We start from the raw sequence: 14041 nt of genomic DNA on the forward strand, positions 1-14041 counted from the left end.
CATGCGGACCGCCAACGTGCTACACCTGGGCACCAAGGAGCTGCGCAGCCTGATCCGCGACCCGATCATGCTGGTGCTGATCATCTACGCCTTCAGCCTGTCCATCTATACCGCCGCCACGGCCATGCCGGAGAGCCTCAACCGCGCGGCCATCGCCATCATCGACGAGGACCGCTCGCCGCTGTCGGCCCGTATCGCCGATGCCTTCTACCCGCCCTACTTCCTCCCCCCGGTGTTTATCGGCACCGCCGAGATGGATGCCCGGATGGATGCCGGACTCGACACCTTCGCCCTCGACATTCCTCCGAACTTCCAGCGCGATGTGCTGGCCGGCCGCACCCCGGTCATCCAGCTCAATGCCGACGCCACGCGCATGACCCAGGCGTTCACGGGCACCGGCTATATCCAGACCATCGTGCAAAACGAGACCACCACCTTCGTGCAGCGCTATCGGGATGTTTCCCGCCTCCCTGTCGACCTGGCACTGCGCGCCCGTTTCAATCCCCAGCTCGACAAGGCCTGGTTCAGCGCGGTGATGCAGGTCATCAACAACATCACCCTGCTCTCCATCGTGCTGACCGGGGCGGCCCTGATCCGCGAGCGCGAACACGGCACCGTGGAGCACCTGCTGGTGATGCCAGTCACGCCCCTGGAGATCATGCTCTCCAAGGTCTGGGCCATGGGTCTGGTGGTATTAAGCGCCTCTGCCCTGGCGCTGACCGTGGTGGTGCAAGGGCTGCTCGCGGTGCCAATCCAGGGCTCGCTCCTCCTGTTCCTGGTCGCCGCGGCCCTGCATCTGTTCGCCACGACCTCGATGGGCATCTTCCTCGGCACCCTCGCGCGCTCGATGCCGCAGTTCGGCCTATTGATGATCATGGTACTGCTGCCACTGCAGCTGCTGTCCGGAGGCATGACGCCGCGCGAGAGCATGCCGGAGTTCGTGCAGCAGATCATGCTGGCCGCCCCTACCACCCACTTCGTGATGCTCGCCCAGGGCGTGCTCTATCGCGGTGCCGGGATCACCACCGTCTGGCCCCAACTGGCCGCCATCGGCGCCATCGGCGCGGTGCTCTTCACCCTCTCCCTGGCGCGTTTCCGGCGCACCATCGCGACCATGGCCTGAGCCCCGCGGCCTGTCGCGGTCTCCTGACCACCTGGCGTGCCCCGCCCCGGTGCCAAGGCCCGTCGCCTTGCCGGCCACGAGGCCCGAAAAACCGCCTGAAAGTTGACACTGTAATAAAATATCCATATTTTGATAACGCACAGTTATGGATATCCCTCCCTCCCATGGCACCGCGCCACGCCTGATTCGCGAGCCCCGACACCGGGTCGATCGCCCCTGGCGACGCCGCCATGCCGGATTTTCTTCGGCCCAGGTTCACTTACCGGGCCCAGTGGCAAGCCGCACGCCGCCCTCGCCTCGACGGTGACGGGCCACCCCTCTTCTGGGTGACTGCCTCCGGCGTCACGCCGACGGCTTGCCCCTCCGCCTCGAGGGCAAACCGGGGGTATCCATGTTTTCGCCATCCGAGCGCCCGGCACGCTTGGTTCGTCGCGACGAGCCGAGCGCCCCGGGCACTCCTTACGGAGCCTTTCATGAGTAAACGCGTTGCCATCATCGGTGCCGGCCCCAGCGGCCTGGCACAGCTGCGAGCCTTCCAGTCCGCCGTCGAGAATGGTGCCGAACCGGTCGAACTGGTCTGTTACGAAAAGCAGGGCGACTGGGGCGGCCAATGGAACTACACCTGGCGCAGCGGCCTCGATGAGAATGGCGAACCCGTCCACAGCAGCATGTATCGCTACCTGTGGTCGAATGGTCCCAAGGAGTGCCTGGAGTTCGCCGATTACAGCTTCGAGGAGCACTTCGGCAAGCCGATCGCCTCCTATCCGCCCCGCGCCGTGCTCTGGGACTATATCAAGGGACGCGTCGAAAAGGCCGGCGTACGCCGCTATATCCGCTTCAACTGCCCGGTACACCAGGTGGAGTATCGGGAGACGGACGGCACCTTCCTGGTTACCGTGCATGATCACGATCGGGATGTGATCGAGAGCGAGGTATTCGATCACGTGGTGGTGGCCTCGGGGCACTTCTCCACCCCCAACACGCCGCAATTCGACGGCTTCGAGACCTTCAACGGGCGCATCCTGCACGCCCACGACTTCCGCGACGCCCTGGAATTCCAAGGCAAGAGCCTCCTGCTGGTGGGCAGCAGCTACTCCGCCGAGGATATCGGCTCGCAGTGCTACAAATATGGCGTGCGCAGCATCACCACCTGCTACCGCACCCGCCCCATGGGCTTCGATTGGCCCGAGAACTGGGAAGAGAAGCCACTGCTGCAGCGGGTCGACGGCAACACCGCCTATTTCGCCGACGGCACCAGCAAGCAGGTCGATGCGATCGTCCTGTGTACCGGCTACCTGCACCACTTCCCCTTCCTGCCAGACGCCCTGCGCCTGCAGACCAATAACCGCCTCTGGCCGCTGGGGCTCTACCGCGGCGTGGCCTGGGAAGCCAACCCCCAGCTCTTCTATCTGGGCATGCAGGACCAGTGGTACACCTTCAATATGTTCGATGCCCAGGCCTGGTATGTGCGTGACATCATCCTCGGCCGCATCGCCCTGCCCGACCGCGCCGCCATGGCCGCCGACAGCCAGGCCTGGCGCGAACGCGAGGAGGCGCTGGACAGCGACGAGTCGATGATTCGCTTCCAGGGGGATTACGTGGCCAGCCTGATCGAGGCCACCGATTACCCGAGCTTCGATATCGAAGGGGTCAACCAGACCTTCCTCGAGTGGGAGAAGCACAAGCACGAGGGCATCATGACCTTCCGCGACAAGTCCTACCGCTCGCTGATGACCGGCACCCAGGCACCGCCCCACCATACTCGCTGGCTGGATGCCATGGATGACTCCCTAGAGGCCTTCCTGCATGCCCCCAGCAAGCGCCCGGCCACCGCGGAGGTCGACGGCTGATCCGCCTCCCGGAACCGACAACGCCTGCCATTCGGCAGGCGTTGTCGTTAGCGGCGACCGCAAAGCGTTAAGCGTCCGTAGGCGCCCCGCTCGCTCGCTGGCGCACCGCCTCGAAGAGGCAGATACCGGTGGCCACCGAGACATTGAGGCTGGAGACGCTGCCCGCCATGGGCAACTTGACCAGGGTGTCGCAGGCCTCCCGGGTCAGGCGCCGCATGCCCTTGCCCTCGGCGCCCATCACCAGGGCCGTGGGACCACGATAGTCGCCCTCATAGACGCTGGCCTCGGCCTCGCCGGCGGTGCCGAACAGCCATACGCCCTGTTCCTTGAGCTTGGCCAGGGTGCGGGCCAGGTTGGTGACCTGATAGACCGGCACGCTCTCGGCGGCGCCGCAGGCCACCTTGCGCACCGTGGCATTGAGGGGCGCCGCCTTGTCCTTGGCGACGATGACGCCATGCGCCCCGGCGGCGTCGGCGCTGCGCAAACAGGCGCCGAAGTTATGCACGTCGGTGACGCCATCGAGGATCAGCAACAGCGGCGGGGCCGCATGGGGCCAGGCGCCCAACTGCAGCCACAGGGACTCCTCATTGGCGAAGGCCAGGGGCGGGCAGAAGGCGAGGACGCCCTGATGGGCGGCACCCTGGGTCAACTGGTCGAGAAGTTCCCGGGGCTGGGTCAGCACCCGGGCGCCCCGGGCACGGGCCTGCTCGAGGGTCTCGGCCAGGCGCCGCTCGGCGTCGCCCTCCTGGACCCAGAGTTCCCGGGGCGCCTCGCCGCGTCCCAGCAGGGCCTGGACGGCATGCACCCCATGCACCAGATCGAGCCCGGACGGGGCCGACACGGCGGCCTTGGCCCTGGGGGCGCGGGTCGCCGGGCCGGGGCGACGCCCGCCCTTCTTGAACCGCTTGTCACTCACCGGCGGCGACTCCGTCGCGGCCCGCGCCGCTTGCCCTTGGGACTCTCCTTGGCCTTGGCCTCGTCACGGGGCGCAGAGGCCGCGGAGGCCTCCTTGCGACGCCGCGGCTGGCGCTGGGGGCGCGGCTTGGCATCGGCCAGTTCGAAGTCGATCTTGCGCTCGTCCAGGTCGACCCGGGCCACCTGCACGGTGACGCCATCGCCGAGGCGGTAGCTCATGCCGCTGCGCTCGCCCTTGAGGCGGTGCTTCTCGGCCTCGTAGTGGTAGTAGTCGGAGGGCAGCGAGGTGACGTGCACCAGCCCCTCCACATAGACCTCGTCGAGACGCACGAAGATACCGAACTGGGTCACCGAAGCGATGGTGCCATCGAAGACCTCGCCGAGTTTGTCGGACATGAACTCGCACTTCAGCCAGTCTTCCACGTCGCGGGTGGCGTCATCGGCACGCCGCTCGGTCATCGAGCAGTGCTCGCCCAGCTCGAGCATCTGCTCGAAGGTGTAGGGGGCCCACTTGCTGGGCGGCTCCACCTTGGCGCCCTCGCCGCGCAGCACCGTGGCGGTCTGGCGCGGGCCACGGATCACCGAACGGATGGCACGGTGGACGAGCAGGTCCGGGTAGCGGCGGATCGGCGAAGTGAAGTGAGCATAGGCCGGGTAGGCCAGGCCGAAGTGGCCATCGTTCTGGGGCGAGTAGACCGCCCGGCTCATGGAGCGCAGCATCACCGTCTGGATGACGTCGGCATCCGGACGCCCCTTGATGGCCTCGGCCAGATCGCGATAGTCCTGTGGGCTGGGGTCGTCTCCCCCACCCAAGGAGAGCCCCAGCTCGTTGAGGAACAGCCGCAGCTTGTCGAGGCGCTCCGGCGAGGGCTTCTCGTGGATACGGTAGAGGGCCGGCAGGTCGTGCTTGTCGAGGAAACGGGCGGTGGCCACGTTGGCGGCCAGCATGCACTCCTCGATCAGCTTGTGGGCATCGTTGCGCGAGCGCGGCACGATCTTCTCGATCTTGCGCTCCTCGTTGAAGAGGATGGCGGTCTCGGTGGTCTCGAAGTCGATGGCGCCGCGCTCCACCCGGGCCTCGCGCAGCAACTTGTAGAGGGTATGCAGGTCCTGGAGGGGCTTGACCAGGGGCGCGTACTCCTGGCGCAGGGCATCGCCCTCCTCGCTCTCCTCATCGAGGATCGCCGCCACCTTGTTATAGGTGAGGCGCGCCTTGGAGCGGAACACCGCTTCGTAGAAGCGGTAACGACTGATGGCACCATTCTGGGAGATATTCATCTCGCAGACCATGGCCAGGCGATCCACGTCCGGGTTCAGCGAGCAGAGCCCGTTGGAGAGCAGCTCCGGCAGCATGGGCACCACCTGCCCCGGGAAGTAGACCGAGTTGCCGCGGGTGATCGCCTCCTGGTCCAGGGGTGAGCCGGGACGCACATAGTGGGAGACATCGGCGATGGCCACGACGAGCTTCCAACTGCCGGATTTGGTCTTCCAGGCGCAGACGGCGTCATCGAAGTCCTTGGCGCTCTCGTCATCGATGGTCACCAGCGGCAGGTCACGCAGGTCGATGCGGTGTGCCTTGTCGTCCTCGGCCACCTCGGCGGACATGCTGCTGATCTGGTCGTGGACATCCGGCGGGAAGTCGGCGGGAATCTCGTAGCTGCGGATGGCGATATCGATCTCCATCCCGGGATCCATGCGCTCGCCGAGCACCTCGATCACCTCACCCACCGGCTGCACCCGGGTCTCCGGCTGCTTGACGATGCGTGCCGAGACCACCTGACCGTCCTGGGCGCCGCCGCAGGCGCTGTGGGGAATGATCACCTCCTGGGTGATACGGGCATTCTCCGGGATCAGCACGCCGAACTCCGGGGTATTGGCCCGGTAGACGCCGACGATGGTCTGGGTATTGCGGGCGATCACCTCGGCGATGGTGGCCTCGTCGCGCCCCCGGCGGTCGCGGCCGCTGACGCGCACCAGCACATGGTCGCCGTGGAAGACCCGGCGCATCTGCCGCGGCGGCAGCACCAGGTCGGGCTTCTTGCCGTCATCGCGCAACACGAAGCCGAAGCCGTCGCGATGGCCAAGCACCTTGCCCTTGATCAGGTCGAGCTTGTCGATCAGCGCATAGGCACTGCGGCGATTGCGCAGCACCTGGCCGTCGCGCTCCATGGCCGCCAGGCGGCGACGCACCGCCTCGATCAGGTCCTCGTCGTCGAGGCCCAGCATGCGGCTCATGTTTTCGTAGGTAATGGGTTTGCCGTAATCCTCCAGGCGGGCGAGCAGGTACTCGCGGCTGGGGGCAGGCTTGTCGTACTTGTGGGCTTCACGTTCCGCGTGGGGGTCGTCGCTGAGCGTCCAGTGGGTCATGCGTGTGGCGTCCTTGAACAAGAAATGGGCGAGAGGCACGGGCGTGAGGCGGGAAGGGTCGGTTTCATGGCCGCAGTATAGCCTTAGGTATCGCTCGACCCAACCATTGCCGCGATTTCGCACTCATAAAGCCGCCGGCGGGGCTTGCAAAATCCAGCGGAATCGGTATTATGCTCGCCACTTGCCCAGGTGGCGGAATTGGTAGACGCGCTAGCTTCAGGTGCTAGTGTCCTTACGGACGTGGAGGTTCAAGTCCTCTCCTGGGCACCATTTCGATATCGCGAGGTAATGGCGATATCTCGGGACCGCAAGTTCCCACGCTCTTTATCAGCTCGATGACTCATGTTCGCCCAGGTGGCGGAATTGGTAGACGCGCTAGCTTCAGGTGCTAGTGTCCTTACGGACGTGGAGGTTCAAGTCCTCTCCTGGGCACCATCGGCCCAGCCGCGAACATGAGCAGTATGATGCGCCCAGGTGGCGGAATTGGTAGACGCGCTAGCTTCAGGTGCTAGTGTCCTTACGGACGTGGAGGTTCAAGTCCTCTCCTGGGCACCACACCGCATCATATCTCCGAGTTGACCCAGTTAGAGTGACCGCTGCCCAGATGGCGGAATTGGTAGACGCGCTAGCTTCAGGTGCTAGTGTCCTTACGGACGTGGAGGTTCAAGTCCTCTTCTGGGCACCATCGTTATCTATCGCAAGACCATCCATAGCAAGCCCCGCACACACGCCATCGAGCGTGTTTTTTTATGCCCGCGATTCGGGCATGACGATCCCCCGGCGTGGCCATCCCCTCAGTCGAAACGCCCCGGCAGCCGCGCCACCGACTCCAGATCCCAGCCCCGGGAGCGCACCGCCCCCTCCAGCCGCTCGGCCCTGGCCGCCGACAGCTTGGGGAAGAAGTTCAGGCCGGTACGCGCCTCCACCTCCTTGATGCTGACCAGATAGCGATCCAGGGGCTCATCGCCGCGCACCTCCTGGGGCATGATAAAGGCCAGCGCCAGAGGCTCGTCGCCGGGCACCACGATGATCTTGTAGAAGGCCTCCGGCACCTCCACCAGCCCCACCCGATTGAAGACGTTATCCATGAAGCGCTCGGGGAAGACCGGCCCGGTAATCACCTGCAGCGTCCCGAAGCGCGGCACGAAGTGATCGATCACCACCTCCTCCAGACGCTGCCAGAGGCGCCGATTGAGATCGGGGCGCTGGGGCGACATATTGCTCATCAGGAAGGTCCCGCGCTGAGCCTCCCGGCCGTGCACCACGGCGATGCCATAGTTGGGAGCCAGGTGGCCGCGATCATAGCCACTGCCGAAGTAGCTGTCGGGCGCGATCGGCCACAGGGCGCGCCAGTCGCGCCGGAAGTCGGGGCGCGGCGCCGCCCGGGGGCTCTCCACCGCCTGCAGGGTATAGCTGACCCATAACGGATTGACCCGCACGTCCGACCACCCCACCAGGAAGCCGTCATTGCGCAGTACCCGGTGCAGGTTGGTCGGCGTCAGGCGCTCCCAGGTGGGCACCCCCATCCAGCTGAGCCGATCGCGATACTCCTGCTCCTGGGCATACCAGAGCCCGCTACTGATGGCGACAAAGACCAGCCCCACACCCACCTGGCGCAGGCCGCGCCGCCATCGAGAGATCCTTCTGCGCATGCCCTTCCCTATCAATCGACGGCGCCGGCCCTGGCGGCCGGCGCCTTCACCCTCGGGTCGATGACGTCACCAACCCACCGAGAACATGGTCTCCAGGTCGTGTCGCGAGTGGACCTGCATGGCATTGAGGGTCTCGGTGTCACGGATGCCCTCCACCGCATTGAGTCGCTCGGTCACCAGCTCCGCCAGGCTCTCGAAGTCCCGGGTACGGGCGATGGCCACCAGGTCGTAGCGCCCACAGGTGGAGTAGACCTCACTGATGCCTTCCACGTCGGCCAGGCGCTCGGCCACCGCCTTGACCTGGCCCTTGTCGGTATTGATCAGGATCACCGCATTCTGCATTGCCTCTCTCCCTCGCCCCAGGATGATGGTGAATCGTCGCTGCCAGTATATCAGCGTCGCCCGGTGCTCCCCAGCACCAACGCGGCCGATTGCCGCAGCGGTGCCGCGGGCATTCGCCTCTCGGGCCAGGCTTCGACTAGGATAATCAGAACTCCGACGCCTCCGCGGGGTCGGAATGCCTAGCGAGCTCGACTCGCCATACCTAGAGCGGGACCACCCGCCCAACGACCGTGACCCTGCCCCTCCGGCCTCGTGCCTTGCGGGCAAGCCCCTAAAAAAGCAGCAAGACAGTAAGGAGACACCATGGCTAATCAGAGTCGTCGCGACTTTATGCGCCACAGCCTGCTGGGCCTGGCCGCCCTGCCCCTGGGCGCCGGCATCCTTTCCCAGAGCGCCTTCGCCCAGAGCCTGCCGCGGGTCGACCCCGACAGCGACGAGGCCAAGAACCTCAACTATGTGGAAGTGGCCGACGAGGCCAGCGACCATGAGCAGTATGCCGAGGGCGAGCATTGCGCCAACTGCATGTTCTTCCAGGAAGACAACGAGGCCTGTCAGCTCTTCCCGGGCAAGAGCGTCGAGCCGGAGGGCTGGTGCCAGGCCTGGGCCGCCAAGCCCTGAACCTCGCCACGCTTACGACAAGGGCCCGCGCCATTGGCGCGGGCCCTTGTCGTTGACAGGCAGGACGCCCTCAATCGCGCCCCTCCTCCTCGGGCAGCGGCCATTGATAGCGACGCACGATCTCCCCCTCTTCCATCGACTCCAGCTTCACCGGGAAACCCCACAGCTGATGCAGGTGGCGGATCACCGGATAGACCGTCTTGGCCAGGGGCCGGCGCCGATCCTGCACATGGCGCAGGGTCAGGGAACGGTCGCCGCGGATGTCCGCCGAGTAGATCTGGATATTGGGCTCACGCACCGAGAGGGCGTACTGCACCGAGAGCGCCTCGCGGATGCGCTGGTAACCGCGCTCGTCGTGGATGGCGGCCACCTCCAGCATTTCCTCCTGATCGTCATCCACCACGGTAAACAGCTTGAGGTCGCGAATCACCTTGGGCGACAGGAACTGCTGAATAAAGGACTCGTCCTTGAAGTTGCGCATGGCAAAGTGCAGGGTCTCCAGCCAGTCGCTGCCGGCCATGTCCGGAAACCACTCGCGATCCTCGGCGGTGGGCGCCTCGCAGATCCGCTTGATATCGGTGAACATGGCGAAGCCCAGGGCATACGGGTTGATGCCGCTGTAGTAGGGGCTGTCGAAGCCGGGCTGATTGACCACCCCGGTATGCGACTGGAGGAACTCCAGGATCAGCCCCTCGTCCACCAGCCCCTCATCGAAGAGACGATTCATCAGGGTGTAGTGCCAGAAGGTCGCCCACCCCTCGTTCATCACCTGGGTCTGGCGCTGGGGATAGAAGTACTGGGCCAGCTTGCGCACGATGCGCACGATCTCCCGCTGCCAGGGTGCCAGCAAGGGCGCATTCTTCTCGATAAAGTAGAGCAGGTTTTCCTGGGGCTCCGGTGGGTAGCGACCGCCGCCATGCAGGCCCAGCGGGTCCTCCTCGTCGTCGAAGGCATCGGCCGGCGCCTCGCTCCCCGGCGACCGGGGAATGGTCCGCCACAGGGTATTGACCTGGGCCTGCAGGTACTCCTCCCGCTCCGCCTGGCGCTGCGCCTCCTCCTCGGCGGAGAGCGGCGAGGGGCGCTTGTAGCGATCCACCCCGTAGTTCTGCAGGGCGTGACAGGCATCCAGCAACTGCTCCACCGCGGTCACGCCGTAGCGCTCCTCGCACTCCGCCACGTACTTACGGGCGAACACCAGGTAGTCGATGATCGAGCCGGCATCGGTCCAGGTGCGGAACAGGTAGTTGCCCTTGAAGAAGGAGTTGTGGCCATAGCAGGCGTGGGCCATCACCAGCACCTGCATCATCAGGGTGTTCTCCTCCATCAGGTAGGCGATGCAGGGATCGGAGTTGATCACCAACTCATAGGCCAAGCCCATCTGGCCGCGCCGATAGGCCTGCTCCACGGCCAGGAACTGCTTGCCGAAGGACCAGTGGTGATAGCCCACCGGCATGCCCACGCTGGCATAGGCATCCATCATCTGCTCGGTGGTGATGACCTCGATCTGATTGGGGTAGGTATCCAGCCGATATTCGTCGGCCAGCCGAGCGATCTCGGCCTCGAAGGTCTCGAGGGTCTCGAAGGTCCAGTCGGAGCCGGTGGCGATGGGCTTGCGTCGCATCATGCTCTGCCTCCTGGTTCTGCTCAGGCCTCGGCCCGACGCCGGAACAGTTCTCGGAACACCGGATAGATATCGCCGCCCTCGACGATCTGGCGCATGGCGAAGCGGGCGGGGAACTCCGCCGCCACCCGCTCATACTCCTCCCACAGCGCCTGGTGGGCATGGGGCGTGATCTCCACATAGGTGAAGTACTGCAGCCGCGGCATCAGCTTCTTCATCATCAGCTCGCGACAGGTCACCGAATCGTCGTCCCAATTGTCGCCGTCGGAGGCCTGGGCCACATAGAGGTTCCACTGGGCCGGGGAGTAGCGCTTGGTGATGATCTCGTCGACCAGGGTCAGGGCGCTGGAGACGATGGTGCCGCCGGTCTCCCGGGAGTAGAAGAATTCCTCCTCGTCGACCTCCTTGGCGGCGGTATGGTGGCGCACGAAGACCAGCTCCACCTTCTCGTAGTTGCGCTCCAGGAAGAGGTAGAGCAGCAGGAAGAAGCGCTTGGCGATATCCTTGTGGGACTGGGTCATGGAGCCGGAGACGTCCATCACGCAGAACATCACCGCCTTGTTGGAGGGCTGGGGCTGGTTGATCAGGTTGTTATAGCGCAGGTCATAGGTATCGATGAAAGGCACCGCCTCCAGGCGCCGCTCCAGGCGCTCGATCTCCTCCTTGAGGGCCTCGATACGCGACGGGTTGCGCAGCACCGGGTCCTTGCGCTCTTCCACCTCCAGGGCCTCCTTCGCCTCGCGCAGGGCACGACGCAAGGGTGCGCGCATGGCGATGCGCCGGGCATGGGCCTCGCGCATGGAGCGCACGATATTGATGCGCGCCGGCACCCCGTCCTTGGAGATGCCGGCGCGCACCGGGCGCACCTCCTCCAGGTCCACCAGTTGCTTGCGCTCCAGGTGGGGCAGCTCCAGGCCATCGAAGACGAAGTCGAGGAACTCCTCCCGGGTCAGGCTGAAGGCGAACTCGTCCATGCCCTCGCCCTGGTTGGAGGCGCCGCCCTCGCCGGCGCCGCCTCCCCCGCCGCCCCCCGGGCGGCGCAAGCGATCCCCCTCGACGAACTCCTTGTTGCCCGGGGCGACGATACTGCGCTTGCCACCGGGACCATGCTGGAAGACCGGCTCGGAGATATCCCGAGAGGGGATCGAGACCTTCTCGCCACGCTCCATATCGGTGATGGAGCGGCGATTCACCGCCTCCTCCACGGAGCGCTTGATATGGGTGCGATAGCGATCGAGGAAGCGCTGCCGATTGACCGCACTCTTGTGCTTGGCGTTGGCCCGTCGATCGATGAAATAGCTCATGGTGACCTCCCCTGCGCGCCGGGCACCGCCGCGTGGAACACGGCCGGCACCGGGCGCGGCGACTGCCGGGGGCCATGCCCCCGGACTGGGCCTGCGGCTGTCAGGTTACTGCGACTTGCGCACCCGCAGGTACCATTCGGAGAGCAGCCGCACCTGCTTCTCGGTGTAGCCACGATCCACCATGCGCGCCACGAAGTCCTCGTGCTTCTTCTGGTCCGCCGCCGAGGCCTTGGCGTTGAAGGAGATGACCGGCAGCAGCTCCTCGGTGTTGGCGAACATCTTCTTCTCGATGACGCCGCGCAGTTTCTCGTAGGACTGCCAGCTGGGGTTCATGCCGTTGTTCTGGGCGCGGGCCCGCAGCACGAAGTTGACCACCTCGTGACGGAAGTCCTTGGGATTGGAGATGCCCGCCGGCTTCTCGATCTTCTCCAGCTCGTCGTTGAGGGCCTGACGGTTGAACAGCTCGCCGGTTTCCGGGTCCCGGTACTCCTGGTCCTGGATCCAGAAGTCGGCGTAGGTGACGTAGCGGTCGAAGATGTTCTGACCGTACTCGGAGTAGGATTCCAGGTAGGCGGTCTGGATCTCCTTGCCGATGAAGTCCACATAGCGCGGTGCCAGGAACTCCTTGATATAGCGCAGGTAACGCTCGAAGGCCTCCTTGGGCAGCTGCTCCTGCTCGAGGCGCTGCTCCAGCACATAGAGCAGATGCACCGGGTTGGCCGCCACCTCATGGGTGTCGAAGTTGAACACCTTGGAGAGGATCTTGAAGGCGAAGCGGGTGGAGAGCCCGTCCATGCCCTCGTCGACCCCGGCGGAGTCACGATACTCCTGGATCGACTTGGCCTTGGGGTCGGTGTCCTTGAGGTTCTCGCCATCATAGACCCGCATCTTGGAGTAGACGCTGGAGTTCTCCGGCTCCTTGAGCCGCGAGAGCACCGAGAACTGGGCCAGCATGCGCAGGGTATCCGGGGCACAGGGGGCCTGATTGAGGGACGAGTGCTCGAGCAGTTTCTGGTAGATCTTGACCTCTTCGGTGACCCTCAGGCAGTAGGGCACCTTGACGATATAGACCCGGTCGAGGAAGGCCTCGTTGTTACGGTTGTTGCGGAAGGTCTGCCACTCGCTCTCGTTGGAGTGGGCCAGGATCACCCCGTCGAAGGGGATGGCACCCATGCCCTCGGTGGGGTTGTAGTTGCCTTCCTGGGTCGCGGTCAGCAGCGGGTGCAGCACCTTGATGGGCGCCTTGAACATCTCGACGAACTCCATCAGCCCCTGGTTGGAGCGACACAGGCCGCCGGAGAAGCTGTAGGCATCGGGATCGTCCTGGGAATACATCTCCAGTTGACGAATATCCACCTTGCCCACCAGGGAAGAGATATCCTGGTTATTCTCGTCGCCGGGCTCGGTCTTGGAGATGGCGATCTGATTGAGGCGAGAGGGATAGAGGCGCGCCACCCGGAACTGGGAGATATCGCCGCCATACTCCTTGAGGCGCTTGGCGGCCCAGGGCGACATCACGCTCTTCAGGTAGCGCCTCGGGATATTGTACTCCTTCTCCAGCAGCTCCCCGTCCTCCTCCGGCGAGAAGAGCCCCAGCGGCGATTCATAGACCGGCGAGCCCTTGATGGCATAGAAGGGCACCCGCTCCATCAACAGCTTGAGACGCTCGGCCAGGGACGACTTGCCGCCCCCCACCGGGCCCAGCAGATAGAGGATCTGCTTGCGCTCCTCGAGCCCCTGGGCGGCATGGCGGAAGTAGGAGACGATCTGCTCGATGGCCTCTTCCATGCCGTAGAACTCGGAGAAGGCGGGGTAGCGACGGATGACCTTGTTGGAGAAGATCCGCGACAACCGGGAATCCTTGGCCGTATCGATGACCTCCGGCTCGCCGATCGCTACCAGCATGCGCTCGGCGGCGGTGGCATAGGCCGTGGGTTCGCCGCGACACAGCTCGAGGTATTCCTGCAGGCTCATATCCTCCTGCTGAACCCGCTCGTAGCGATTCTGCACATGATCGAAGATGCTCATCGAAGCCTCCTTAAGCCCGTTGGCTCGGGCGGCGCATAAGGTTCACGGCGACCGAGGTGGGTACCCTCAGCGTAGTCCTAACATTAGGGGCTGACGGTGTAAGCCAGGGCATTGGATTCAACGTATTGGCTCTCGGGCCTACCCCCTAAGACGCAAGTCGATGGGCATGGTTCGATGCGATGGCTAACGACTTTAGCGGTAGACGGGGAAATAACCGCCCC

10 protein-coding genes and 4 tRNA genes are annotated in these 14041 nt (G+C 64.8%); 7 read left to right on the forward strand and 7 right to left on the reverse strand.

Annotated features, from left to right (window positions below; genetic code table 11):
- Position 1 precedes the first annotated feature (1 nt).
- On the forward strand, positions 2-1123 hold the full coding sequence (locus ACQ1W9_RS15795) for an ABC transporter permease (protein WP_431024220.1): 1122 nt from the start codon (positions 2-4) through the stop codon (positions 1121-1123).
- Positions 1124-1596: 473 nt separating this feature from the next.
- The gene (locus tag ACQ1W9_RS15800; RefSeq protein ID WP_431024221.1) at positions 1597-2973 is read left to right on the forward strand and encodes an NAD(P)-binding domain-containing protein; all 1377 of its coding nucleotides are present in this window, start codon (positions 1597-1599) and stop codon (positions 2971-2973) included.
- Between the two features lie 67 nt (positions 2974-3040).
- Here ACQ1W9_RS15800 and rlmB read toward each other — a convergent pair whose 3' ends face one another.
- Entirely contained in the window at positions 3041-3814 is a 774-nt protein-coding gene (rlmB, locus tag ACQ1W9_RS15805; protein ID WP_431026459.1) for a 23S rRNA (guanosine(2251)-2'-O)-methyltransferase RlmB, read from the reverse strand.
- A gap of 71 nt (positions 3815-3885) precedes the next feature.
- Positions 3886-6255 (reverse strand): ribonuclease R, encoded by a 2370-nt coding sequence (gene rnr / locus ACQ1W9_RS15810; protein ID WP_431024222.1) that lies wholly within the window; start codon positions 6253-6255, stop codon positions 3886-3888.
- 183 nt (positions 6256-6438) lie between these two features.
- On the opposite strand from rnr, the gene ACQ1W9_RS15815 reads away from it, so the two are divergent.
- The 4 genes from ACQ1W9_RS15815 to ACQ1W9_RS15830 all read left to right on the forward strand — a co-directional run bounded on the left by ACQ1W9_RS15815 (position 6439) and on the right by ACQ1W9_RS15830 (position 6940).
- A tRNA-Leu gene (locus tag ACQ1W9_RS15815) sits at positions 6439-6525 on the forward strand.
- 78 nt (positions 6526-6603) lie between these two features.
- Positions 6604-6690: transfer RNA gene (locus tag ACQ1W9_RS15820), tRNA-Leu, on the forward strand.
- 33 nt (positions 6691-6723) lie between these two features.
- Positions 6724-6810, forward strand: a tRNA-Leu gene (locus tag ACQ1W9_RS15825).
- Positions 6811-6853: 43 nt separating this feature from the next.
- Positions 6854-6940, forward strand: a tRNA-Leu gene (locus ACQ1W9_RS15830).
- Between the two features lie 109 nt (positions 6941-7049).
- On the opposite strand, the gene ACQ1W9_RS15835 is transcribed toward ACQ1W9_RS15830, so the two are convergent.
- Positions 7050-7907, reverse strand: a complete 858-nt coding sequence (locus tag ACQ1W9_RS15835) for a DNA/RNA non-specific endonuclease (protein WP_431024223.1) — start codon at positions 7905-7907, stop codon at positions 7050-7052.
- Positions 7908-7973: 66 nt separating this feature from the next.
- Entirely contained in the window at positions 7974-8249 is a 276-nt protein-coding gene (locus tag ACQ1W9_RS15840) for an Lrp/AsnC family transcriptional regulator (protein ID WP_346062537.1), read from the reverse strand.
- Positions 8250-8552: 303 nt separating this feature from the next.
- Here ACQ1W9_RS15840 and ACQ1W9_RS15845 point away from each other — a divergent pair, with 303 nt between their 5' ends.
- Positions 8553-8867: a high-potential iron-sulfur protein gene (locus tag ACQ1W9_RS15845; protein WP_346062538.1), complete on the forward strand. Its 315-nt coding sequence runs from the start codon at positions 8553-8555 to the stop codon at positions 8865-8867.
- Between the two features lie 70 nt (positions 8868-8937).
- On the opposite strand, the gene ACQ1W9_RS15850 is transcribed toward ACQ1W9_RS15845, so the two are convergent.
- From ACQ1W9_RS15850 to ACQ1W9_RS15860, 3 genes are all read right to left on the reverse strand, one after another.
- The gene (locus ACQ1W9_RS15850; RefSeq protein ID WP_431024224.1) at positions 8938-10491 is read right to left on the reverse strand and encodes a SpoVR family protein; all 1554 of its coding nucleotides are present in this window, start codon (positions 10489-10491) and stop codon (positions 8938-8940) included.
- A 20-nt stretch (positions 10492-10511) separates the two neighbouring features.
- Positions 10512-11792, reverse strand: coding sequence for a YeaH/YhbH family protein (locus ACQ1W9_RS15855; protein WP_346062540.1), 1281 nt, complete (start codon positions 11790-11792; stop codon positions 10512-10514).
- Positions 11793-11897: 105 nt separating this feature from the next.
- Positions 11898-13820, reverse strand: coding sequence for a PrkA family serine protein kinase (locus ACQ1W9_RS15860; protein ID WP_346062541.1), 1923 nt, complete (start codon positions 13818-13820; stop codon positions 11898-11900).
- Positions 13821-14041 lie beyond the last annotated feature (221 nt).

Origin of the sequence: Halomonas sp. H5, from assembly GCF_050613175.1 — a bacterium.
GTDB lineage: Bacteria > Pseudomonadota > Gammaproteobacteria > Pseudomonadales > Halomonadaceae > Bisbaumannia > Bisbaumannia salifodinae.